Origin of the sequence: Sphingomonas sp. NPDC092440 (genome assembly GCF_044754985.1) — a bacterium.
Lineage (GTDB): Bacteria > Pseudomonadota > Alphaproteobacteria > Sphingomonadales > Sphingomonadaceae > Sphingomonas.
Genome location: NZ_JBIVQA010000008.1, coordinates 86,243 through 104,826, shown reverse-complemented (window position 1 = coordinate 104,826; position 18,584 = coordinate 86,243). Strand labels below are relative to the sequence as shown.

Sequence of the window (18,584 nt, the reverse complement as noted above, 5' to 3'; positions counted from 1 at the left end):
CGGGGATCGGTTCGGGCAGGATCGCGCGCGCCAAGCCCCGGCGGCACGCGCCGGTTGCTTGTCGCGGGTTCGCCCGGGGCGACACGGAGCCTCGCGCGCGAGGGAGCGGGCTTACCGATGCCGCTCGGGTCCTTTTCGACGGGCCGATCCTAGCAGGTCGCGGGCGCCTGGCCCAGCATCTGCTCCACCCACTCCGGCACCAGCGTCCCCGCCGGGCCCAGCCGGCTCTCGCCGAACCAAGCGCTGCCCGCGCTGGGATCGAGGTTCAGCTCCAGCGTCCGCGCGCCATGATGGCGCGCCGTCTGGACGAAGCCCGCCGCCGGATAGACCGCGCCCGAGGTGCCGATCGAGACGAACAGATCGGCGTCCGCCAGCGCCCGCTCGATCGTTTCCATGTGATAGGGCATCTCGCCGAAGAACACGATGTCGGGCCGCAGCGCCGGGCTGCCGCAATCGGGGCACTCGCTCTCCGGCGGCAGCGCGCCTTCCCATTCCACGCTGTCGCCGCACGCCGCGCACAGGGCGGATTGCAGCTCGCCATGCATGTGGAGCAGCCGTCGGGTGCCGGCGCGCTCGTGCAGGTCGTCGACATTCTGGGTGACGATCAGCAGCTGCCCCGGCCATTCGGCATCGAGCCGGGCGAGCGCGCGGTGCGCGGCATTGGGCTCGACTTCGCCCAGCTTCGCCCGGCGCGCGTCATAGAAGCGGTGGACCAGCTCGGGATCATGCGCGAGCGCCTGGGGCGTGCAGACATCCTCCACCCGATGCCCCTCCCACAGCCCGCCCGGGCCGCGAAAGGTGGCGATGCCGCTCTCCGCCGAAAGGCCGGCACCGGTGAGGATGACGATGTTGTGGATGTCGTGGATCACGCCGACAACTCCTTGAATATTGCCTTCGCGGCAGCAGGATCGGGGAACCCGGAAACCTGCCCATCGCCGACTTCAAGCAACCACCAGCGACCATCGGCATCCCTGCCGAAATCCGCCGAAGCAAAGGTGCTGGGGGTTCGTGCGGCCACCCCCGCAAGCAATGCCGGCGGCGGCGGACCCAGAGCCTTCGCGGCATGCGAACGTGGCCAGCAGCCAACCGACCGCCCACGCACGCTGAACGACCGCCACTCCTGCGCCGGCGCGCCGACGGGCACGAGCGGAACATAGGCTTTGAACACAATGCCCCCGACGAGACTGTCGTCCTGCAGTTCGCGAAACCGTCGAGTCACACGCTCGACCGCATGCTCATCCGAGGCGTCGGGGATATAACAGGCCTCGCTCCAATAGCCGGCCTGTGACTTGACCCAGTCCTTGATGACTAGCGGCATATCGCCGAAGGGCGCGAGGAGGGCCCCGCGCCGCGCCCGATCATCGAGATCGGCTTGCTCCAGCCAGACAGTCATGGGCATCCACTCGGCGAGCGCGGCATGGGAGCCCGGCGCGTGGTGGCAAGCCGCATATTCCGTCGGTGAGGTCAGGAGCCTGATGCCACGCAGTTCAAGCGCGCGATACAGCGCCGCATAAGCTTCGGCTCGAAGCATCCAGCCGCGATATACCGCCTCGCCCGGCCCATCGAAACGCGTCTTGCGCAATGCCGCCTCGACATTGAGAGCGCGGTCGAGATGGTCGTGATCAAGGCGGAGCGCGAGGAACCCGCAATCCCGAGCCGGGCCGACTTCATCCGCGAAGTCGGGCTCGACCCTGCTGGTGTCGAGCGGGTTGGCGCAGAAAAGGACGTAGCGGGCGGACATTGGGCGCTCATCGCATCCCCGCCTCTCACGCGCAACGCGGCGGCTCGCCATCCCCTCGCCGCAAATCGGGCGTTCACTCCCGCGCATGCTTGCCGCAATCCTCCTCGTCGCCCTTGCCGCGCAGGATCGCGCGCCGATCTTCCCCAGCCCGGACGAGGCGGGCGATGCCGCGATGGTGCCGAAGCGCCCCTGCCGGCCGGGTGGGGACACGATCACCGTGTGCGGCAACCGCCTCGGCAGCCGCCTGCCCACGCTCGACGAGGCGCGCTGGGCGGAGAAGCCGCTGCGCCCCGGTTTCCGCCTGCCCGGCGGCGGCAGCGGCACGGTGGCGGCGAGGCAGCGCGAATTGCCCGGCGCCAAGGGCGTGGGGCTGATGGCCACCGCGACCGTCCCGCTCGGCAGGAAGCCCAGGAAGCAGGAAGACGACGCGAAATAACCCTGTCGCGCAGCCCCCCGGCTGTGCCAGAGGAGCGCTTATGACCAGCATCGGCATCTATGGCAGCCTCGGCCGGATGGGGCAGGCGATCGCGGCGGCGGCGCCGGAGATGAACGCTCAGGTCGCGGGCGGGGCGGACGTGCAGGACGACCCCTTGGCGATCGCGGCGGCGGCCGACGTGCTGATCGACTTCTCCGCGCCCCAGGCGCTCGAAGCGCACCTCGCCGCCGCGCGCGCGGCGGGCAGGCCGATCGTGGTGGGCACCACCGGCCTCTCGCCCCAGCATCATGCGCTGATCGATGCCGCCGCGCAGGAGATCGCGGTGCTGCAGACCGGCAACACCTCGCTCGGCATCGGCCTGCTCCAGCGGCTGGTGCGCGAGGCGGCGGCACGGCTCGGCTCCGATTGGGACATCGAGATCGTCGAGATGCACCACCGCCACAAGGCCGACGCACCCTCGGGCACCGCGCTGATGCTGGGCAATGCCGCGGCGGCTGGCATGGGCACCACCCTTGCGGAAGCGGAAGTGACCGACCGCGCCGGCACGGTCGGCCCGCGCTCCTCGGGCACGATCGGGCTGGCGAGCCTGCGCGGCGGTTCGGTGGTCGGCGATCACAGCGTGGTGTTCGCGACTCAGGGCGAGCGGATCGAACTGATCCACCGCGCCGACGATCGCGCGATCTTCGCCCGCGGCGCGGTGAAGGCCGCGCTATGGCTCGCGGGCAAGCCGGCCGGCCGCTACACGATGGACCAGGTGCTGGGAGAGTGAAGAAGCAGGACGTCTTCGAGTTCTTCTCTAGGCTCGCGGCAGACAATCCCCATCCCGAGACCGAGCTGGAATATGTCAACGACTATACGCTGCTGGTAGCGGTGGTGCTCTCCGCCCAGGCCACCGATGCCGGCGTGAACAAGGCGACGCGCGCGCTGTTCCGCGAAGTCGACACGCCGGAGAAGATGGTCGCGCTGGGCGAAGCGGGGCTGAAGCGGCACATCAAGACGATCGGGCTGTTCAACACCAAGGCGAAGAACGTGATCGCGCTTTCCGAAGCGCTGATCCGCGACCATGGCGGCCAGGTTCCCGCCGATCGCGACGCACTCGAGCAGCTGCCGGGCGTCGGGCGCAAGACCGCCAATGTGGTGATGAACACGGCGTTCGGCGCGGAAACCTTCGCGGTCGACACGCACATCTTCCGCGTCGGCAACCGGACCAGGCTGGCGCCGGGCAAGACGCCGCTGGCGGTGGAGAAGAAGCTGGAGAAGGCGGTGCCGCAGCCCTTCCGGCTGCACGCGCATCACTGGCTCATCCTGCTCGGCCGCTACACCTGCAAGGCCCGCACGCCGGAATGCTGGCGCTGCGTGGTCGCCGACCTGTGCCCCTACAAGCCCAAGACTCCCGTGCCGAAACGAGCCGGGGCAGCTGCGGGGCATTGAGCCCCCGGTCGCGGCAAGGCTTTACCAGTCCCCCCGAAACCCGTAGCCGGGTGCAAGGGGCGCAGCGGGCTCACCGGCTCGGACACGACCGGAGGCCCTGCTTTTCCGGCTTGCGCCACCGTCGCTGGATCCGGGTTGGGGGGAACGCGTGGATCGTAGGCAGATCTTCCTGATAACTTTGGGCCTCTGGCTCGGGACGATGGCGGCGTTCGCCTCGATCGGCGCGGCCTCCGCGAGCGGCCTGCCGCATCTCTGGTACCTGTGCTACGTAGCCGGGGTGCCGGTCAGCGGCGTCCTGCTTTCGCTGGTCCTGCAGGCGGGGATAAGACGGCTGGAGACGCGGTCGCTGACCGGCCGCTGGGTCCGGCTGGTCCCGCTGCTCCTCGTCATCGTCGTCATCCAGGCCGCCATCGACCAATGGTTCTACGAGCTGATGCGAGAGGTCTTTGGCCGCAAGCCGACCGGGGAGTTCCTGCGGGCCCTGGCGCTCAACGTCGCCGTCTATGTCTGGATATTCATCATCCAGGCGCTGATCTTCGAGCTGATCGCCGCGATGAACCGGGCAGCGCGCAACGCCCGCAACGCCGAGGAAGCGCGGGAAGCGGCACGCGCGGCCCAGCTCGAGGCCCTGCGCAACGAGCTCAACCCGCACATGCTGTTCAACACCTTCAACGGCCTGTCCTCGCTGGTGCTCTCCGGGCGCAACGCAGAAGCGGAAATGCTGCTGGAGCGCCTGTCGGCCTATATGCGGGCCTGCCTGGACGGCGCGGATACCGCCCTGGTCCCGCTCGCGGAGGAGATCGAGCTCGTCGAAGCCTATCTGGCCATCGAATCGGTGCGCTTCGCCAGCACGCCGGACGTGCGCATCGATTGCCCGGACGACCTGGCCGAGGCGGCGGTGCCGCGGCTCATCCTCCAGCCCCTGGTCGAGAATGCGCTGAAATATGCGGTGCACCCGTCCCGCGGCGCCGCGTCGGTGACCGTGCGCGCGGCGCGCGATTCCGGGCGGCTGCGGCTGACGGTGGCAGATACGGGGACGGGGGCCGGCGCAGCCGGCGCGGTCCCTCCCGGCACCGGGCGCGGCCTCTCCATCGTGAGCCGGCGCCTGGAGACGCTGTTCGGCGCCGATGCGTCGGTGACGGCCGGCCACGACCAGGGCGGCTTCCGCGTCGAGATGCTGCTGCCGCTGAGCGGCGCGGCGCTCGGGCCCGCCATCCGCCTGCGCTAGCATCGGGGCGATGCCCGGTCACGCTTTCGGGATTGAGGCCCGCGCCATCCTGCTGTAGAGGCCCTGTTCCCGGCGTTTCGCCGGCACGCACCCGTAGCTCAGCTGGATAGAGCGCTGCCCTCCGAAGGCAGAGGCCACAGGTTCGAATCCTGTCGGGTGCGCCATTACTTGATTTGGAACCTCGCATAAGCTCGGACGCGCGTTCGCGCTTGCCGACCCTGGCGGATTCCTTCGGGCGCGCCATCAAGCGGCGTTAGGCTCGAATCCCAGTGCCGCATCATCTCCAACCCTCGAGAAACCTCGATTTCCCCAAGGGCCGTCGTGTCTTCCGACAATGCTCCGAGAGTCATCCCGACGGAATGCGAGCGCTCTAGAAATCTACCCGCATCGATCGCACAGGACTATTTCCACTGCCGAACAGTAAAGAGCAAGGAGAATAAGAGAGTTCAACGTAGCCCCGGACTGGCCTTTTGCCATCAGCCTCAAACTCCGAAAGGGATATGAGAATAGTTTTAGCCCTTCCTGCTGATCCCACCAAAACTCCATCAGCAATATCCATTCCCTTGTAGGATTGCATCTCACGATTAGTGCTATTACTTCTTTGAATTTCCCTTCCTTTATTATCGAATATCCGAATACGGCCGTAGTGAGGCGACAGATCAGCTGCCGATACACAGATCGGATCATGTGCAGCGTTCAACACCAGTTTTACCGAGCTACCACTCAGTTCAATTAGCTTCGCGTGCACCTCGAATTTTTCGACGCCATGGCCCGAGCACGCACATAAGAGTGAGCAGGATATAATTACAAAAGCATGTTTCATTGATCATCATCCCGTCGAAATCCAAAGGCAAAAGATCAATTATCAGCGTTCTGCTGCGCACGCGCAGGATCACGCGCCCCTAGGGTCAGGACTCATAGGTCATAGCCAGAAGATGACGGTGGCAGCGAGGGCGATGGCGGAGAAGAAAGCGGTTGGGCATCGGTCGTAGCGTGTGGCGACACGGCGCCAGTCCTTCAAACGTCCGAACATGATCTCGATGCGGTTGCGGCGACGGTAGCGGCGCTTGTCGTATTTGATAGGCTCGTTGCGCGATTTTCGGCCCGGAATGCAGGGCTTTATGCCTTTCTCCTGCAACGCGTCCCTGAACCAGTCGGCGTCATAGCCCCGGTCGCCGAGCAGCCATTGCGCCTTGGGCAACTCGTCGAGCAGCGCGGCTGCGCCGATATAATCACTGACCTGACCTGGCCAGCGGTCATGAAGAAGCTCAAGGGACGGCCGTTGGCATCGGTAATGGCATGGAGCTTGGTGTTCATGCCTCCTTTGGTGCGGCCGATCAGGCGCCCGAGATCCCCCTTTTTACCGCCAGGCTCGAGGCCGTGCGGTGCGCCTTCAGATAAGTCGCGTCGATCATCACCGTCCGGCGCTCGGCACCCGCAGAGGACAGCCCTTCCATCATCCGAGTGAAGACTCATCCGTCAGCCAATACAGATCGCTCAAATCCAGTCTCCTCACGGAGCCTAAATCAGATCGCAGCCCTCACATCAATGGGCCCTGACCCTAGCCGGCCGTTTTTATGATATTCAGATTTCCACCGACGTTATTGACCGAAACATACATAAACCAGGCCGATCTAAGCCCACTCAATTCAACGAGACCCATGTCAGCATCACAAATACTATCGCTGACAGCGTCGAGCAGAGCGCCAGCGCTGTCTAAGCCAAACGCAGAAATAATGTCTTCATCCGCATTTTGAGCCCATAACAGGACGGCCCGCCTCAAATCATCTTCGGAAAATTGGGACACATAGGTCCCGCCGTTGACGTCAAGAACAAATGTATACAATTCTGCGATCATCGCTTTGCCTTCATGGAGTGATTTTCAGACTGCTGAACCCGAATCTGGTCGGTCTTGATCTGATTATGAAGCTTTTCGATCTTCATTTTATCATCCGGAGTCTTGTTGGGCTTCGACTTCAGGCCCTGCAACTCTCCACGCGCTTGATCAATGCGCCGCTGAGCCGCATTAACACGGTCTGGATTGGATTTCTGCGCATTTCGCCCACCTCCGGTCTGCGAGGAGCCGGTCTCATTGGGATTGGAATTGAATAGTGCATTACCTATTCTTCTGAAACCATCTGCACCGACTCCAACCCCGGTGGTAATCAGCGCTGTTGAGCCGATCGCAACTGGTACGGCGACGGGAGCCGCCGCGCCGCCAGTACCAACAGTTCCAGCAACACTCGCACCGTCGCCAGCCGCTCCGGTAGCAATTGCCAATCCACCCGCAACAACTTCTGCCGCCCCCAAAAGGACCTGCCCCGCCCTCTGAAAGAAACTACAATCAGGTGGGCACTCCCCTAACCCTGTCGGATCGGAGCGGTTCGTCGGATCGTTTGCGACATAAGCATAGAGATTGACCTGATCCTTGTACCCAATGGGATCAGTCTGCAGGAAGCGCCCGAGCATGGGCGCATAGATGCGGGCCTTGTAGTAGTACATGCCCAGTTCGGGGATCCACGCCTGGCCGGTATACTAGAATCGCCCGATATTGGCCGCAGCCGGAACGCCGTACTCATCTTAGCTATTGGCTTGGCCGAACCCGCCATACCAGCCGGTCCAGAGCACGATCGAGCCTTGATGATCCGGCTTGGGCAAGCGCCCGTTCGACCAATCCCCGCCCAGGGCGGAGCCCTCGAATCAGGCTAACGGATCATCTTCTCCAGACCCATGGATATAGCGCCGCAGCATCGTGCCCGAGCCGTCATACTCCGCCACGATCTCATCGCCGGCATAGAGGAAACGCGTGGTGCCCGTCGACGCCTTGTAGGTCTCGTAGAGCTGCCCCAGCGGATCGTAAGCGAGCTGCGCCCCTGCTGAGGTAAAGACCGGCCGGTTCTCGGCATCCTATGCGCGGCTCATGATCGATGGCGCTCCCAGTAAGCCGTTCAGCGGCGAGCTATTTGCACGCGGAGGGTGTGAATCCTCTTGAATAATCAACTACGCCTATCACTCACATGGTCAACTCATTAAAAAAACTCACAAAAGTTTCCGACTTGTATTCATGCTCATGTAGATCGATAACAGGAAATCCACTAGAGCGTAAATCCACAGCCAATATAATAGCGTCAAATTCGATATCTCCAAACGGTATGTATCTTTCTAAATTTAATCTGGAATATTGAATAATTCTTTCTATAGGCCAAATGGAAACGGAACTCTCTCTATCAAAATCTCTTTCACTAAACCCATCAAAGCTTCCATATATTTCCATAAATCCAGAAGGGACAATTGGACAATTTTTTAAAAAATTATCCAATACATCCTTAGGAGCAGGGGGATTTAATTTTAATCCCCTATCAAGTAGCTTGCTTCTAATACTGCTCCCCCAAGTCATTGTGATAGCCATCGATCAATTAGCTGCCGCCTATATTGAAAAACTGACTGGAAGCCTGATTTATATTGCCTGCTTATGAGTGAATCACGATATGCCATAAGATCTCGGTTGCTAACGCCCGTCGGGCGTGGAGCTCCAGTTCGGAGCGCATATAAGGCTTCGCTCGGGCCAGCGCCCCATGCTCGACCCATAGCTACATTCAATCCGGGACGAGTCCCTAGATAATCCCTCGCCGCTTTGCCAGCAGCCTGCCTAGCCGCTGCTTCCCGCTCCCCATTTTGGGCCCATCGGACTGCCTGGGCGCTTGGATAGTGGGGTTCTGAACTTTCGGCGTAAACTCGATTTGGATTTCGAGGCTCCAGTTCCTCCCAGCTTCTCATGGCTTGATTGAAAGCCCATTCTCGAACAGGTCCCGATGCGTCCGTTTCCATGCCGAGTAAATCTCGACCTCGAGATCTTTCTTCGGCCCGCCTACCGGAGCAACAGGAAGAGGCTGCCGCGGCAATCGAGCTCTCGCTATTGGTGCTCGCGCAATTAAACATACCCGAGCTGCAACCTCCCGAAGAGAATAGGCTGCCTGTTTCAGCCATGCCGCTCGGGTCGCGCGCATTTGTCGGGTCATTTCCTACGTATGCGTATAGATTGACCTGATCGTTATACCCGATGGGATCGGTCTGCAGGAAGCGCCCGAGCATCGGCGCGTAGATGCGGGCCTTGTAGTAATACATGCCCAGTTCCGGGATCCACGCCTGGCCGGTATACTGGAACCGCCCGCCATTGGCCGTGCCCGGCACGCCATACTCGTCATAGCTGTTCACCCGCGTCACCGTGCCGCTCGCATCCGCCACCGCGATGATCGAGCCCTGATGGTCCGCGTACAGATAGAGCGGCGCGGACACTCCGCTGCCCTCATATTGCACCACCGGATCGTCCGCTCCCGCGCCATGGACATAGCGCCGCAGCATCGCGCCCGCGGCGTCATATTCCGCCACCAGCTCGTCGCCGTCGTACAGGAACCGCGTGTCGCTCGTCCCGCCATAGACCCGGTACAGCCGGCCCAGCGGATCATAGACCAGGCTGGTGCCCGACGACGCCGCCACCAGCCGGTTCTCCGCGTCATAGCTATAGGCGATCCCCCCGTCCGAGGTCAGGTTGCCGTTCGCATCATAGCCATAGCTGTTCGCGCCCACCGACGCGTAGCGGTTGAGACCGTCCGCCACATAGGCCCGGTTGCCCGGCACCAGGCCCCCATAGGCATAGGGCGCGATATTGTCCCGGTCCCGCCGGACGATCTGGCCCGCCGGATTATAGCCATAGCCCGTGTAGAGATTGTGCGTCCCCGCGCTCGCCCCATAGATCTGGTATTCGCCCGTGAGCCGCCCGGCACCTCCGCATCTGGCATATCCGCCAATATTGATACAAGAACTAAGAGATCAAATTCACGGACTACGCGTCACCATTGCAGGATATTGTCGCGGATTCGACCTTACGAAGATTTGCACGGAAATTTATAACCCCGCATCCACCATCCATAATATGAGGAAGCTCTGCTTCGTTATTTAAAAATATTGACCTTCCTTTCCCATTTGGGTTTCTAATAAACTCTCCGACTATAATGTCGCCGAATATATAATAATATCTATCGTACTGACTAATATCCTTCGCTCCATGAGGCATATTGATACGATGCTCGAAATCATTATTCACCTTATCTTTCTCATGATCCACGTAGTTACCTGAATCAGAGCACGCACCCACCAACAAAATTGCCCATATGAGCAGATCAATCCTTACCTTCATCCTCTTGCACTCCCGAAGAAGAACCAACTGTGCCTTTAGCAGGGTAGTATGCACCACGCTCCGTCAACCCATGCTCCCGTCTAATCATATTCTCGTTCGATAGAGAATGTAACTCCCGGCGCGGCGTGGTTCCTGGGATAAAATTCGTAGGTTCGAAAGTCTGACGACCGAGAGAAATTGCCCTTGAATGACCCAACTCGTGCCCCAACCCAACGAACGGCGGCCTATCTGTTGAAGCTTTATTGTCAACACCACCCTTGGTGTTGGATGGATCAAAAAATACTGTTGACCCGCTTCCCTTTCCATTTGATGCATTGATATAATTATCAGGCCTAGCAGAATTACCATCTCCAGAATTTGTGACCATCCGGATGGTTATAGTTTTGTCAGATTTGATAAGCTTTTCGACCAGCGCTCTCCCACCTTTTCCTTGGGCAATTAACTTAAGCTCGCGCATGACGGCATCTTTGAATTCTTTAGTGCCACTAATTACTAATTTCTTCCCGTCAGGATCACGTCCATTGACCGGGTCGTTTGCAACATAGGCATATAGGTTCACCTGATCGTTATACCCGATGGGATCGGTCTGCAGGAAGCGCCCGAGCATCGGCGCGTAGATGCGGGCCTTGTAGTAATACATGCCCAGTTCCGGGATCCACGCCTGGCCGGTATACTGGAACCGCCCGCCATTGGCCGTGCCCGGCACGCCATACTCGTCATAGCTGTTCACCCGCGTCACCGTGCCGCTCGCATCCGCCACCGCGATGATCGAGCCCTGATGGTCCGCGTACAGATAGAGCGGCGCGGACACTCCGCTGCCCTCATATTGCACCACCGGATCGTCCGCTCCCGCGCCATGGACATAGCGCCGCAGCATCGCGCCCGCGGCGTCATATTCCGCCACCAGCTCGTCGCCGTCGTACAGGAACCGCGTGTCGCTCGTCCCGCCATAGACCCGGTACAGCCGGCCCAGCGGATCATAGACCAGGCTGGTGCCCGACGACGCCGCCACCAGCCGGTTCTCCGCGTCATAGCTATAGGCGATCCCCCCGTCCGAGGTCAGGTTGCCGTTCGCATCATAGCCATAGCTGTTCGCGCCCACCGACGCGTAGCGGTTGAGACCGTCCGCCACATAGGCCCGGTTGCCCGGCACCAGGCCCCCATAGGCATAGGGCGCGATATTGTCCCGGTCCCGCCGGACGATCTGGCCCGCCGGATTATAGCCATAGCCCGTGTAGAGATTGTGCGTCCCCGCGCTCGCCCCATAGATCTGGTATTCGCCCGTGAGCCGCCCGGCACCGTCATAGCTGTAGTTCGTATACCCCGTGCCGTGCCACAGATTGCCCCGATTGCCGTCCGCCCGGAACGTCGTGTCCAGGATCCCGACCAGGCTGTTCACATTGGTGTGCGTCAGCCGGTCCAGCCCGTCATAGGCCGAGGCGAACCAGTTGCCGTCCCCATGCGTGATCCGCGTCCGGTTGCCCCCGCCGTCCACCTGGAACGTCAGCGTCCGGCTCACCCCGCCCATCGCCGTCGTCGTCGACAGCCGCCGCCCGAACCCGTCATAGGTCTGCGTGACCGCGTCCGCGCCGCTCGCGCTGTCGAACCGCGCCGCCGTCTGCAGACCCCGCAGATCGTAGCTGTAATAGACGTCCCGCGTCATCGCCGCCGGCACGTTGGTGCAGGCATAGCCCGCCACGCACGCATCCGGCACGATCTTCGCCGTCATCCGGTTCAGCGCGTCGAAGGTGTAGCTGAACACTCGCCCGTCGCGCTTCCTCAGCGAGGTGCGGTTGCCGTTGAGGTCATAGCCATATTCCTCGCGGTCGTTGGCGTTGACCGCGCCCGAAGTCGCCAGCGCGTTGGCCGGGGTCGAGGGGTTGTAAGCGCCCGGCGCGCTCGTCGAGGGGAATTGCCACTGCACCTGGCGGTCATGCCCGTCATAGACCAGCCGCGCCTTGTTGCCGTTCGCGTCGACGACATATTCCTGCTTGCCATTGGCGGTGAAGCCGTAGCTGGCATAGGCCTGTTCCAGGCCCGACCCCACTGCCTTGCGCACCTGCACCAGCTGGCCCGCATCGTCATAGACGTTCTTCGTGATGCGATCGATCGGATTGGCCGGGTTGCTCTGGTCGCAGGCGCTCGCCGGCAGGCTGCCGAACAGCGCCGGATCCATCCGCACCGCCGTGCATCGCGGCCGGCCCTCGCCGTCATAGCCATATTGGGTAACGCTTGCGATCGTGAAGGGATCGCTGCCCGCAAGCCGCCCGGAGAACACCTCCTTCACCTTGCGATCGAGCAGGTCGTAGCTGGTCTCCACCTTTTGCTGCACCGAGAAACCCGACCAGTCGGCCGGCGCGATCGCTTCCGATTGCCAGGCGGCAAGCTCGCCCTTCTCGACCAGCGTCAGCCGGCCATTGACGTCATAGGTGTTGCGCACCGCCAGATGGTGGAGCGGTCCCGCGCCGTCCGGATCGGGCGCGATCGTCCCCACCACCCGGCGCGCCGTGTCGTACCGCACCGCGGCGGTGAAATCCGACGGCGCCGACTGCGCCATCGCGGCGAGCGGTGCAAGCAAAGCGGCCGAGCCCAGCAGCCGAGCGACATTCTTCTTCATGGTCATGTCCCCCTGCTTCCGCTTCACGAACAGCTCGCGAGACCGGCGCGCGGCCTGGTCTCGAAGATCTTGTTGCCGGTCTCGTCATAGCCGTAGCAGGTGCGCAGGCTGACTCCGCCCGAGCTCACCACCAGCCCGCGCACCAGCAGGTTGTCCGCAGTGCCGCTCGCGCCATATTCGTAGCTGGTGACCGTGATCGGCGCCGCCGGATCGCAGCTCGCCGTGCTGCTGCCGGCAGAGGTCTGGCACAGCGTCTCGGTCGCCGGCAGCCAGACCGGCGATGCCGCCGCCACCAGCGCGCCGCCGGAATTCTTCACATAGGCATAGCCCTGCACATAGGTGTAGAGCTTCAGCGGCCGCGCCGCGCCCGCAACCGGCGCCGGCTGCATCTCGCTCGTCACGCCGCCATGCGGGGCATAGGTAAAGTCGGTCCGGTTGCCGTTGGGATCGACGATCCCGTTGGGCTTGGCCACATTCTGCCGCGTGACGGGATAGGACGCGACACCGAAGAGATAGCCCTTCACCAGATCGGGCAGCCCGGAGCCCGGCTTCGCGACCAGCGTCTCCTTGCTGAGGGCGCGATAAGCGCCGTTATACTCGGCCAGATATTTGTTGCCTTCGGGATAGGTCACTTCGACGAGGAAGCTGCCCTCCGCCAGCGGGCCGCCCGGCGGGTTGTTCGAGAAGAAGTCGCTGGCGCCGGTGTAGCGATATTGCGTCGTCTGCCCGTTCGCATCGGTGAAGCTGTAGGGGCTCGACCGGGTGAAGGTGCCGCCGAAGCTCTTCCCGTCCGGATCCATCACGCCGCCGTTGATCTGCCCGTCGGTCTCGATGGCCTGGCCTTCGTCGGTGATGACGCCCGGCTCGGCGTTGGACGCATAGGTCCACACGCTTCCGTCCGCCAGGATCTGGCGATCGATCTTGTTGGTGTACAGATAGATATTGGTGATCTTGCAGTTCGCATAGCCGGGCGGCTTGATGCAGGTGATGCTGTCGCTCCAGCCATAGGTCGTCGTCTGGTTCATCACGTCGGTGAAGCCGGTCAGCTTGTCGCCGCTATAGCCGTAGCTCGTCTTCAGCGCGGCGCCGCTGCAGGTGCTGGAAGCCGTGACATAGGTTCTGGACAGGTTGAACCCGCACGCCGCCGAGATGCTTCCGTTGGCGCCATAGTCGAACACCATCGCATAGCCCGAGGTGTCGCTCACCAGCTTGAGCTGGCGGCTGGCATTGTAGGAGAAGCTCTGCACCCGTCCGTCGGGATAGGTGATGCTGGCGATGCGCTGCGAGGACGGCATCACGCCGCCGCCGACACTCAGCACGGGGACCGATGCCGTGAAGGCGTAGATCGTGCCCGCCGCATCCGTATAGACGAGGTTGCCGCTGACGATCTCCAGCGTGCCGCGCCGGGAATCGAGGTTCGATTCGATCGGATTGGGCGAGCCGACATCGTACATGCCGCCCTGGCTGGCCCCCAGATAGACATTGTAGACATAGCGCCCGACCGATTTCACTCGCCTGGTGACATAGATGTCGAAATTGGTGCTGGTATGCCTCCCGAAGAACATCGCGTTCGGGTCGTTCAGATAGCTGCCGATATAGAAGCGCTCGAGCTTGAGCGGTCCGATCGCGATGTCGGTCGTGGAATAGGTGAACGCCGAATCCGCGAGGTTCACTCCGGTCGGGGTGGTCGAGTAGATCTTGGGCGGGACGATCTGGGCCGTCGCGGGTACCGCGCCGAGCATCGCCGAGGCCGTGAGAAGCAGTGCAACATGCCTATGCATTCTGGTCTCCATCAGGAATTTGGGGTGGCGGCGCGGCGCGCTAGACGGGTGGCTCGCCGATGCAGGCGTTGTTGTTGCCGGTGGCGGTGACGGTGACGATGCCCGTGGCCGTCGCGCCCAGGCTGTTGGCGATCGTGTAGGTGAAGCTCGCGGTGCCGGTATAGGCCGCGCTGAACGTCACCGAGGTGCTGCTGACGATCGAGGCATAGATCGATCCCGAAAACGGGTTGATCGAGACCAGCGTCAGCGGAACATTGCCGTTCGGGTCATAGTCGTTCGCCAGCAGGTTCACCGTCTTCGTCGTCGAGCAGGCGAACGAGGTCGAGTCGTTGACCGCGACGGGCGGCGTCGGGGTCGGCGTCGGCGTGGGAGTAGGCGTGGGAGTAGGCGTCGGCGTTGGCGTGGGTGTCGGGGTGGGCGTCGGCGTCGGCGTGGCGCAGACGGGCGGTGCCCCGGTGCCGGTGAAATATTGCGCGCGATTGCCGGCCGGATCGAAGCAGGTCGCCATCGTCACCGCGCTGTTCGGCCCGCCGCTGATCGACGACCGCACCAGCCGCCCCAGCTGGTCATATTGATAGGTCGTGGTTTCCTGCGCATGCGCCGGCAGCGACGCGAAACCTATGGCCAGCGTGCTCGTGCACGCCAACAAGCGAAGACGCATATGCCCCTCCCGATTTCCATTTAATGGATTGAATCAATTCGGAAAAATGCCGCACCCAAGAATAGGGCGCGAAAGATATGTGAACGCAGCTACCCCCGTCTTTTCAAGACAGTTCAAGCTGTTTTCACAATAAATCCAACACTGCAACATCCCGATTTCGATGGCATATCGGGGCAAAGCCCAGCCCTGGCGAACCGACGCGATGCGGATGCCTTCTCGCTTCGCGCGGCATTGGCTGTCGGCGCAACAGGATCGGGATCGCATCGGCGGCGCGCTGCTGGCCCGGAGCGCCAATCCTGGCGGGATCGACACCGTTCCCGCCGGCCGCGCCATCACCCTTCATTAAGCGATTGATATTGTATCGCTAATCGACGAGCGGCTCCTTGAACCGACCCCAGCATGTTCCGCATTGCCGCGCGATCCCACTCAAAGCAATCCTGACAGCTTCGGCGATGTTCGCGCCCTATGGCACCCAGATATGCCCGTCGCCGCTCAATAGGAGCATTTGGCCTTGTTGATCGTGGAGTATATGAACCTGTCCTTCACCTTATATGAATCGACGACATATACTATGGAAATATCATCCACTCCGTCTATTCGGAAGAATAGAAAGAATATTTCTTTCCCGTCCGCTCTATGTGCCGACCTGTACGGCATCAATGGATAGACGTAGTTATTATATGGCTGCGCGTAATAGTCTCGATAGGATTCGAGAATTGCCTCACGATCCACCTCGACATTTCGGAGGCTCTGGCCGCCGCCATCGATGCAATCCGTCCTCCAGGCTCGGGCATGATCCTGGATATGCCGGGCGCTTGCCGTCGTGCTTGCCGCCATCGCCAGCAGAATGCCCAATATCGCCGGGCTAGAAATGTTGAATCTGATCGGGCGGAACGTACCAGGGCCGGCGAAGCTCGCGAACCTTGGGGCTCTCGCGGTAGATATTCTCTGTCTTGGTCGCGTTCTGCTCTTCAACCGAATTGCCATCCTTGTCGACCTCTATACTTCTGGTGCCGCTATCCTTGGCCCAGGCATGGTACAGAATTTCGTGCGCGGCCACCGCTCCCGGAGAGAAGGGGAAATCCTTCAGCCCGCCGCCAATGTCCATCGTGACATTCTCGGTAGTTATGTAGTTCAGGCTGCCCGACCCCTTGCCGTTCCTGGAATCGGTTGCCTTGGACAAGTCGAACTTGTTGATGTCGTTCGGCATGGAGCTCGAGGGCGTGGAGCCGGGGAAATCCTCGACGGCCCGGATGACATGGATGTTCCGTGAGTCCTGAAGCTGCTTGTATCGTTGCGCCAGGACCGGATCCGCGCTCGCGGCCTTTTCGAGGATCCCCTTGAGTTCCGCCTGGCGGGCAGCGCTGCCCTCATAGACGATTTGCCACATGCCGGTGGGGTCGGTCATGTTGACCGGGTCGCCCGAAGCATAGGCATAGAGATTCATCTGGTCCTTGTACCCGACCGGATCCGTCTGCATGAACCGCCCCAGCATGGGCGAGTAAATGCGGGCCTTGTAATAATACATCCCGATCTCCGGGAGCCAGGCCTGCCCGGTATATTGGAAGCGGCTCGCATAATTTCCGCCCGGAATGCCATATTCGTCATAGGAATAGGCGGCGATGCCATTGCCGCCCGCATCGGCGACGGACACGACCGAGCCCCGGTAATCGGCCTGCAGGCTCGCGCGATCGCCGAGGGCGGCGCCATTATACCATAGCAGGGGATCATCGTTGCCGGCGCCGTGAACATAGCGGGCGAGCACGCTGCCCCAGCTGGCATATTCCAGCGTCAGCCGGTCGCCGTCATAGAGGAACTGAATCGCGCCATTGCCCTGCTTGTAGGTCTGGTACAGGCGTCCGGCCGGATCATAGGTGAGCGTCACGTTGGCCGACGTCACCACCAGGCGGTTCTCCGCGTCATAGGTGTAGCTGTTGACGCCGTCCCACGTCAGATTGCCGTTGGAATCATAGCCATAGGCATTGCCGCCGACGCTCGAATATTGGTTGAGGCCGTTGGGTGCGTAGGCGCGGTTGGCGTTGGTATAGCCGAAGTCGTACAAAGCGTTCGAGCGCGTCCGGCTGGTGATCTGCCCCGGCGCATTGCGGCCCAGGGTGGTCGTCAGGTCATAGCCGCTCCCGGCCAGATCGTCGCCGAGGCTGTTCAACCGCGAGATCGCGTCATAGCCATAGGTCGAGGTCACGCCGCCGCGCACTTCGCTCCCCCGGCGCCCCTGGATGTCCCAGTTCATCGTCACGACAGCGCCCGAGCCGTTCTCGAGGATCGAGACCAGCCGGTCGGCGCCGTTATAGGCAGAGACGAAGTATCTGCCGTCCGGATGGGTGATCCGCGTGCGGTTGCCATCGCCGTCGTACAGGAAGCTCATGGTGCGGCTGACGCCACTCATCGACGTGGTCGTCGAGCTGATCCGCCCGAAGCCGTCATAGCTGTTCAGCACCGCATCGGCGCCGGAGGCGCTGTCGAAGCGCGCAGCGGTCTGCAGGCCGCGCAGGTCGTAGCTGAAATAGACGTCGCGCGTCATCGCGGCGGGGACGTTGGTGCAGGCATAGCCCGATACGCAGGCGTCCGGCACGATCTTCGACGTCATCCGGTTCAATGCATCATAAACATAGGTGAAGGCGCGCCCGTCGCGCTTGCGCATCGTGGTGCGGTTGCCATTGGCGTCATAGCCATAGGCTTCGTAATCATAGCTGTTGACCGCACCCGCGCTGGCCAGGGCGCTGGCCGGCGTCGCCGGGTTGAAGCCGGTGGGCGCGCTTGCCGCGGGGAATTGCCACTGCGCCTGACGATCGAAGCCGTCATAGGTCAGCCGTGCCCTGTTGCCATTGGCATCGACGACATATTCCTGCTTGCCGTTCGGGGTGTAGCCATAAGTGGCATAAGCCTGGTCGAGGCTCGTCCCCACGCCCTTGCGCACCTGCACCAGCTGCCCGGCCGCATCATAGAGGTTGCGCGCGATCCGATCGGGCCCGTCGCTGCCCTGGGTTCCCTGGACGCAGGCGCCGGGCAGGCTGCCGAACGCGGCGGGATTCATCCGGACTGCGGTACATTCCAGCCGGCTTTCCACGTCATAGCTGAACTGGGTGAGCGCAAGGACATTGCCGGCCGCATCGGCCTTCTTCTCCCAGATCTTGCGCCCTTCCGAATCATAGCCGGTGAGCGCCTGGCGAAAGAGCGTGAAGCCGCTCCAGTTGATCGGGAGCACATTCTCCGATTGCCAGGCGGACAGGTCGCCGGTCTCGACCTTCACCACCTTGCCGTCCTGGTTGTAGGTCGTCCGCACCGCGGGATAGTGCGGCGAGCCGGTACCGCCCGGATCCGGCGAGATCATGCCGACGAGCTGGCCCGCGACATCGTAGCGCAAGCCCGTGGTGAAGGCCGAGGGGCTCGATTGGGCCCAGGCGATCACGGGCAGGAACGACAGCGGAACTGCCATGATATGAGCGAGCTTCATCGCGCTTCCCCTTTCGA

15 protein-coding genes, 1 tRNA gene and 2 pseudogenes are annotated in these 18,584 nt (G+C 62.1%); 6 read left to right on the top strand and 12 right to left on the bottom strand.

Annotation, left to right across the window (positions count from 1 at the left end; all coding sequences use genetic code 11):
- Positions 1-149: 149 nt before the first annotated feature.
- Positions 150-866: an NAD-dependent deacylase gene (locus ACIQCS_RS15095; protein ID WP_345852022.1), complete on the bottom strand. Its 717-nt coding sequence runs from the start codon at positions 864-866 to the stop codon at positions 150-152.
- A complete protein-coding gene (locus ACIQCS_RS15090) occupies positions 866-1,741 on the bottom strand; it encodes an ATP-grasp domain-containing protein (RefSeq protein ID WP_345849227.1) in 876 nt (291 codons plus the stop codon). The genes ACIQCS_RS15095 and ACIQCS_RS15090 overlap by 1 nt, the downstream gene beginning before the upstream one ends.
- An 85-nt stretch (positions 1,742-1,826) precedes the next feature.
- Here ACIQCS_RS15090 and ACIQCS_RS15085 point away from each other — a divergent pair, with 85 nt between their 5' ends.
- From ACIQCS_RS15085 to ACIQCS_RS15065, 5 genes are all read left to right on the top strand, one after another.
- The gene (locus tag ACIQCS_RS15085; RefSeq protein WP_345849229.1) at positions 1,827-2,177 is read left to right on the top strand and encodes a hypothetical protein; all 351 of its coding nucleotides are present in this window, start codon (positions 1,827-1,829) and stop codon (positions 2,175-2,177) included.
- Between the two features lie 40 nt (positions 2,178-2,217).
- The gene (gene dapB / locus ACIQCS_RS15080) at positions 2,218-2,946 is read left to right on the top strand and encodes a 4-hydroxy-tetrahydrodipicolinate reductase (protein WP_345849230.1); all 729 of its coding nucleotides are present in this window, start codon (positions 2,218-2,220) and stop codon (positions 2,944-2,946) included.
- Entirely contained in the window at positions 2,943-3,608 is a 666-nt protein-coding gene (nth, locus tag ACIQCS_RS15075) for an endonuclease III (protein ID WP_345849232.1), read from the top strand. The genes dapB and nth overlap by 4 nt, the downstream gene beginning before the upstream one ends.
- Positions 3,609-3,756: 148 nt before the next feature.
- The gene (locus tag ACIQCS_RS15070) at positions 3,757-4,836 is read left to right on the top strand and encodes a histidine kinase (RefSeq protein ID WP_345849234.1); all 1,080 of its coding nucleotides are present in this window, start codon (positions 3,757-3,759) and stop codon (positions 4,834-4,836) included.
- 87 nt (positions 4,837-4,923) lie between these two features.
- Positions 4,924-5,000, top strand: a tRNA-Arg gene (locus ACIQCS_RS15065).
- Positions 5,001-5,758: 758 nt separating this feature from the next.
- Here ACIQCS_RS15065 and ACIQCS_RS15060 read toward each other — a convergent pair.
- From ACIQCS_RS15060 to ACIQCS_RS15020, 9 genes and pseudogenes are all read right to left on the bottom strand, one after another.
- Positions 5,759-6,308: pseudogene (locus tag ACIQCS_RS15060) on the bottom strand (IS5 family transposase); the annotation flags it as partial.
- A gap of 89 nt (positions 6,309-6,397) precedes the next feature.
- On the bottom strand, positions 6,398-6,694 hold the full coding sequence (locus ACIQCS_RS15055) for a hypothetical protein (RefSeq protein ID WP_345849235.1): 297 nt from the start codon (positions 6,692-6,694) through the stop codon (positions 6,398-6,400).
- Positions 6,691-7,359: pseudogene (locus ACIQCS_RS15050) on the bottom strand (RHS repeat-associated core domain-containing protein); the annotation flags it as partial. The pseudogene ACIQCS_RS15050 and the gene ACIQCS_RS15055, both read right to left, overlap by 4 nt.
- 490 nt (positions 7,360-7,849) lie before the next feature.
- Entirely contained in the window at positions 7,850-8,245 is a 396-nt protein-coding gene (locus ACIQCS_RS15045) for a hypothetical protein (protein ID WP_345849237.1), read from the bottom strand.
- Positions 8,230-9,474: an RHS repeat-associated core domain-containing protein gene (locus ACIQCS_RS15040; RefSeq protein ID WP_345849239.1), complete on the bottom strand. Its 1,245-nt coding sequence runs from the start codon at positions 9,472-9,474 to the stop codon at positions 8,230-8,232. Before ACIQCS_RS15040 ends, ACIQCS_RS15045 begins: the two co-directional genes overlap by 16 nt.
- A gap of 205 nt (positions 9,475-9,679) precedes the next feature.
- On the bottom strand, positions 9,680-10,033 hold the full coding sequence (locus tag ACIQCS_RS15035; RefSeq protein ID WP_345849241.1) for a hypothetical protein: 354 nt from the start codon (positions 10,031-10,033) through the stop codon (positions 9,680-9,682).
- Entirely contained in the window at positions 10,017-12,656 is a 2,640-nt protein-coding gene (locus ACIQCS_RS15030; RefSeq protein WP_345849243.1) for an RHS repeat-associated core domain-containing protein, read from the bottom strand. Before ACIQCS_RS15030 ends, ACIQCS_RS15035 begins: the two co-directional genes overlap by 17 nt.
- A 17-nt stretch (positions 12,657-12,673) precedes the next feature.
- On the bottom strand, positions 12,674-14,431 hold the full coding sequence (locus tag ACIQCS_RS15025) for a hypothetical protein (RefSeq protein WP_345849245.1): 1,758 nt from the start codon (positions 14,429-14,431) through the stop codon (positions 12,674-12,676).
- Between the two features lie 40 nt (positions 14,432-14,471).
- Positions 14,472-15,092: an Ig-like domain-containing protein gene (locus ACIQCS_RS15020; RefSeq protein ID WP_345849247.1), complete on the bottom strand. Its 621-nt coding sequence runs from the start codon at positions 15,090-15,092 to the stop codon at positions 14,472-14,474.
- 208 nt (positions 15,093-15,300) lie between these two features.
- Here ACIQCS_RS15020 and ACIQCS_RS15015 point away from each other — a divergent pair, with 208 nt between their 5' ends.
- A complete protein-coding gene (locus ACIQCS_RS15015; protein ID WP_401531238.1) occupies positions 15,301-15,438 on the top strand; it encodes a hypothetical protein in 138 nt (45 codons plus the stop codon).
- Positions 15,439-15,957: 519 nt separating this feature from the next.
- On the opposite strand, the gene ACIQCS_RS15010 is transcribed toward ACIQCS_RS15015, so the two are convergent.
- Complete coding sequence (locus ACIQCS_RS15010; protein ID WP_345849250.1) at positions 15,958-18,567, bottom strand: RHS repeat-associated core domain-containing protein; 2,610 nt, start codon at positions 18,565-18,567, stop codon at positions 15,958-15,960.
- Between the last annotated feature and the right edge of the window lie 17 nt (positions 18,568-18,584).

Coding starts and splice junctions, on each gene's coding strand:
- ACIQCS_RS15035 (WP_345849241.1), bottom strand. CDS start 10,033: ATGAAGGTAAGGATTGATCTGCTCATATGGGCAATTTTGTTGGTGGGT.
- ACIQCS_RS15085 (WP_345849229.1), top strand. CDS start 1,827: ATGCTTGCCGCAATCCTCCTCGTCGCCCTTGCCGCGCAGGATCGCGCG.
- dapB (WP_345849230.1), top strand. CDS start 2,218: ATGACCAGCATCGGCATCTATGGCAGCCTCGGCCGGATGGGGCAGGCG.
- ACIQCS_RS15015 (WP_401531238.1), top strand. CDS start 15,301: ATGCCTTCTCGCTTCGCGCGGCATTGGCTGTCGGCGCAACAGGATCGG.
- ACIQCS_RS15055 (WP_345849235.1), bottom strand. CDS start 6,694: ATGATCGCAGAATTGTATACATTTGTTCTTGACGTCAACGGCGGGACC.
- ACIQCS_RS15010 (WP_345849250.1), bottom strand. CDS start 18,567: ATGAAGCTCGCTCATATCATGGCAGTTCCGCTGTCGTTCCTGCCCGTG.
- ACIQCS_RS15090 (WP_345849227.1), bottom strand. CDS start 1,741: ATGTCCGCCCGCTACGTCCTTTTCTGCGCCAACCCGCTCGACACCAGC.
- ACIQCS_RS15045 (WP_345849237.1), bottom strand. CDS start 8,245: ATGGCTATCACAATGACTTGGGGGAGCAGTATTAGAAGCAAGCTACTT.
- ACIQCS_RS15025 (WP_345849245.1), bottom strand. CDS start 14,431: ATGCATAGGCATGTTGCACTGCTTCTCACGGCCTCGGCGATGCTCGGC.
- ACIQCS_RS15020 (WP_345849247.1), bottom strand. CDS start 15,092: ATGCGTCTTCGCTTGTTGGCGTGCACGAGCACGCTGGCCATAGGTTTC.
- ACIQCS_RS15030 (WP_345849243.1), bottom strand. CDS start 12,656: ATGACCATGAAGAAGAATGTCGCTCGGCTGCTGGGCTCGGCCGCTTTG.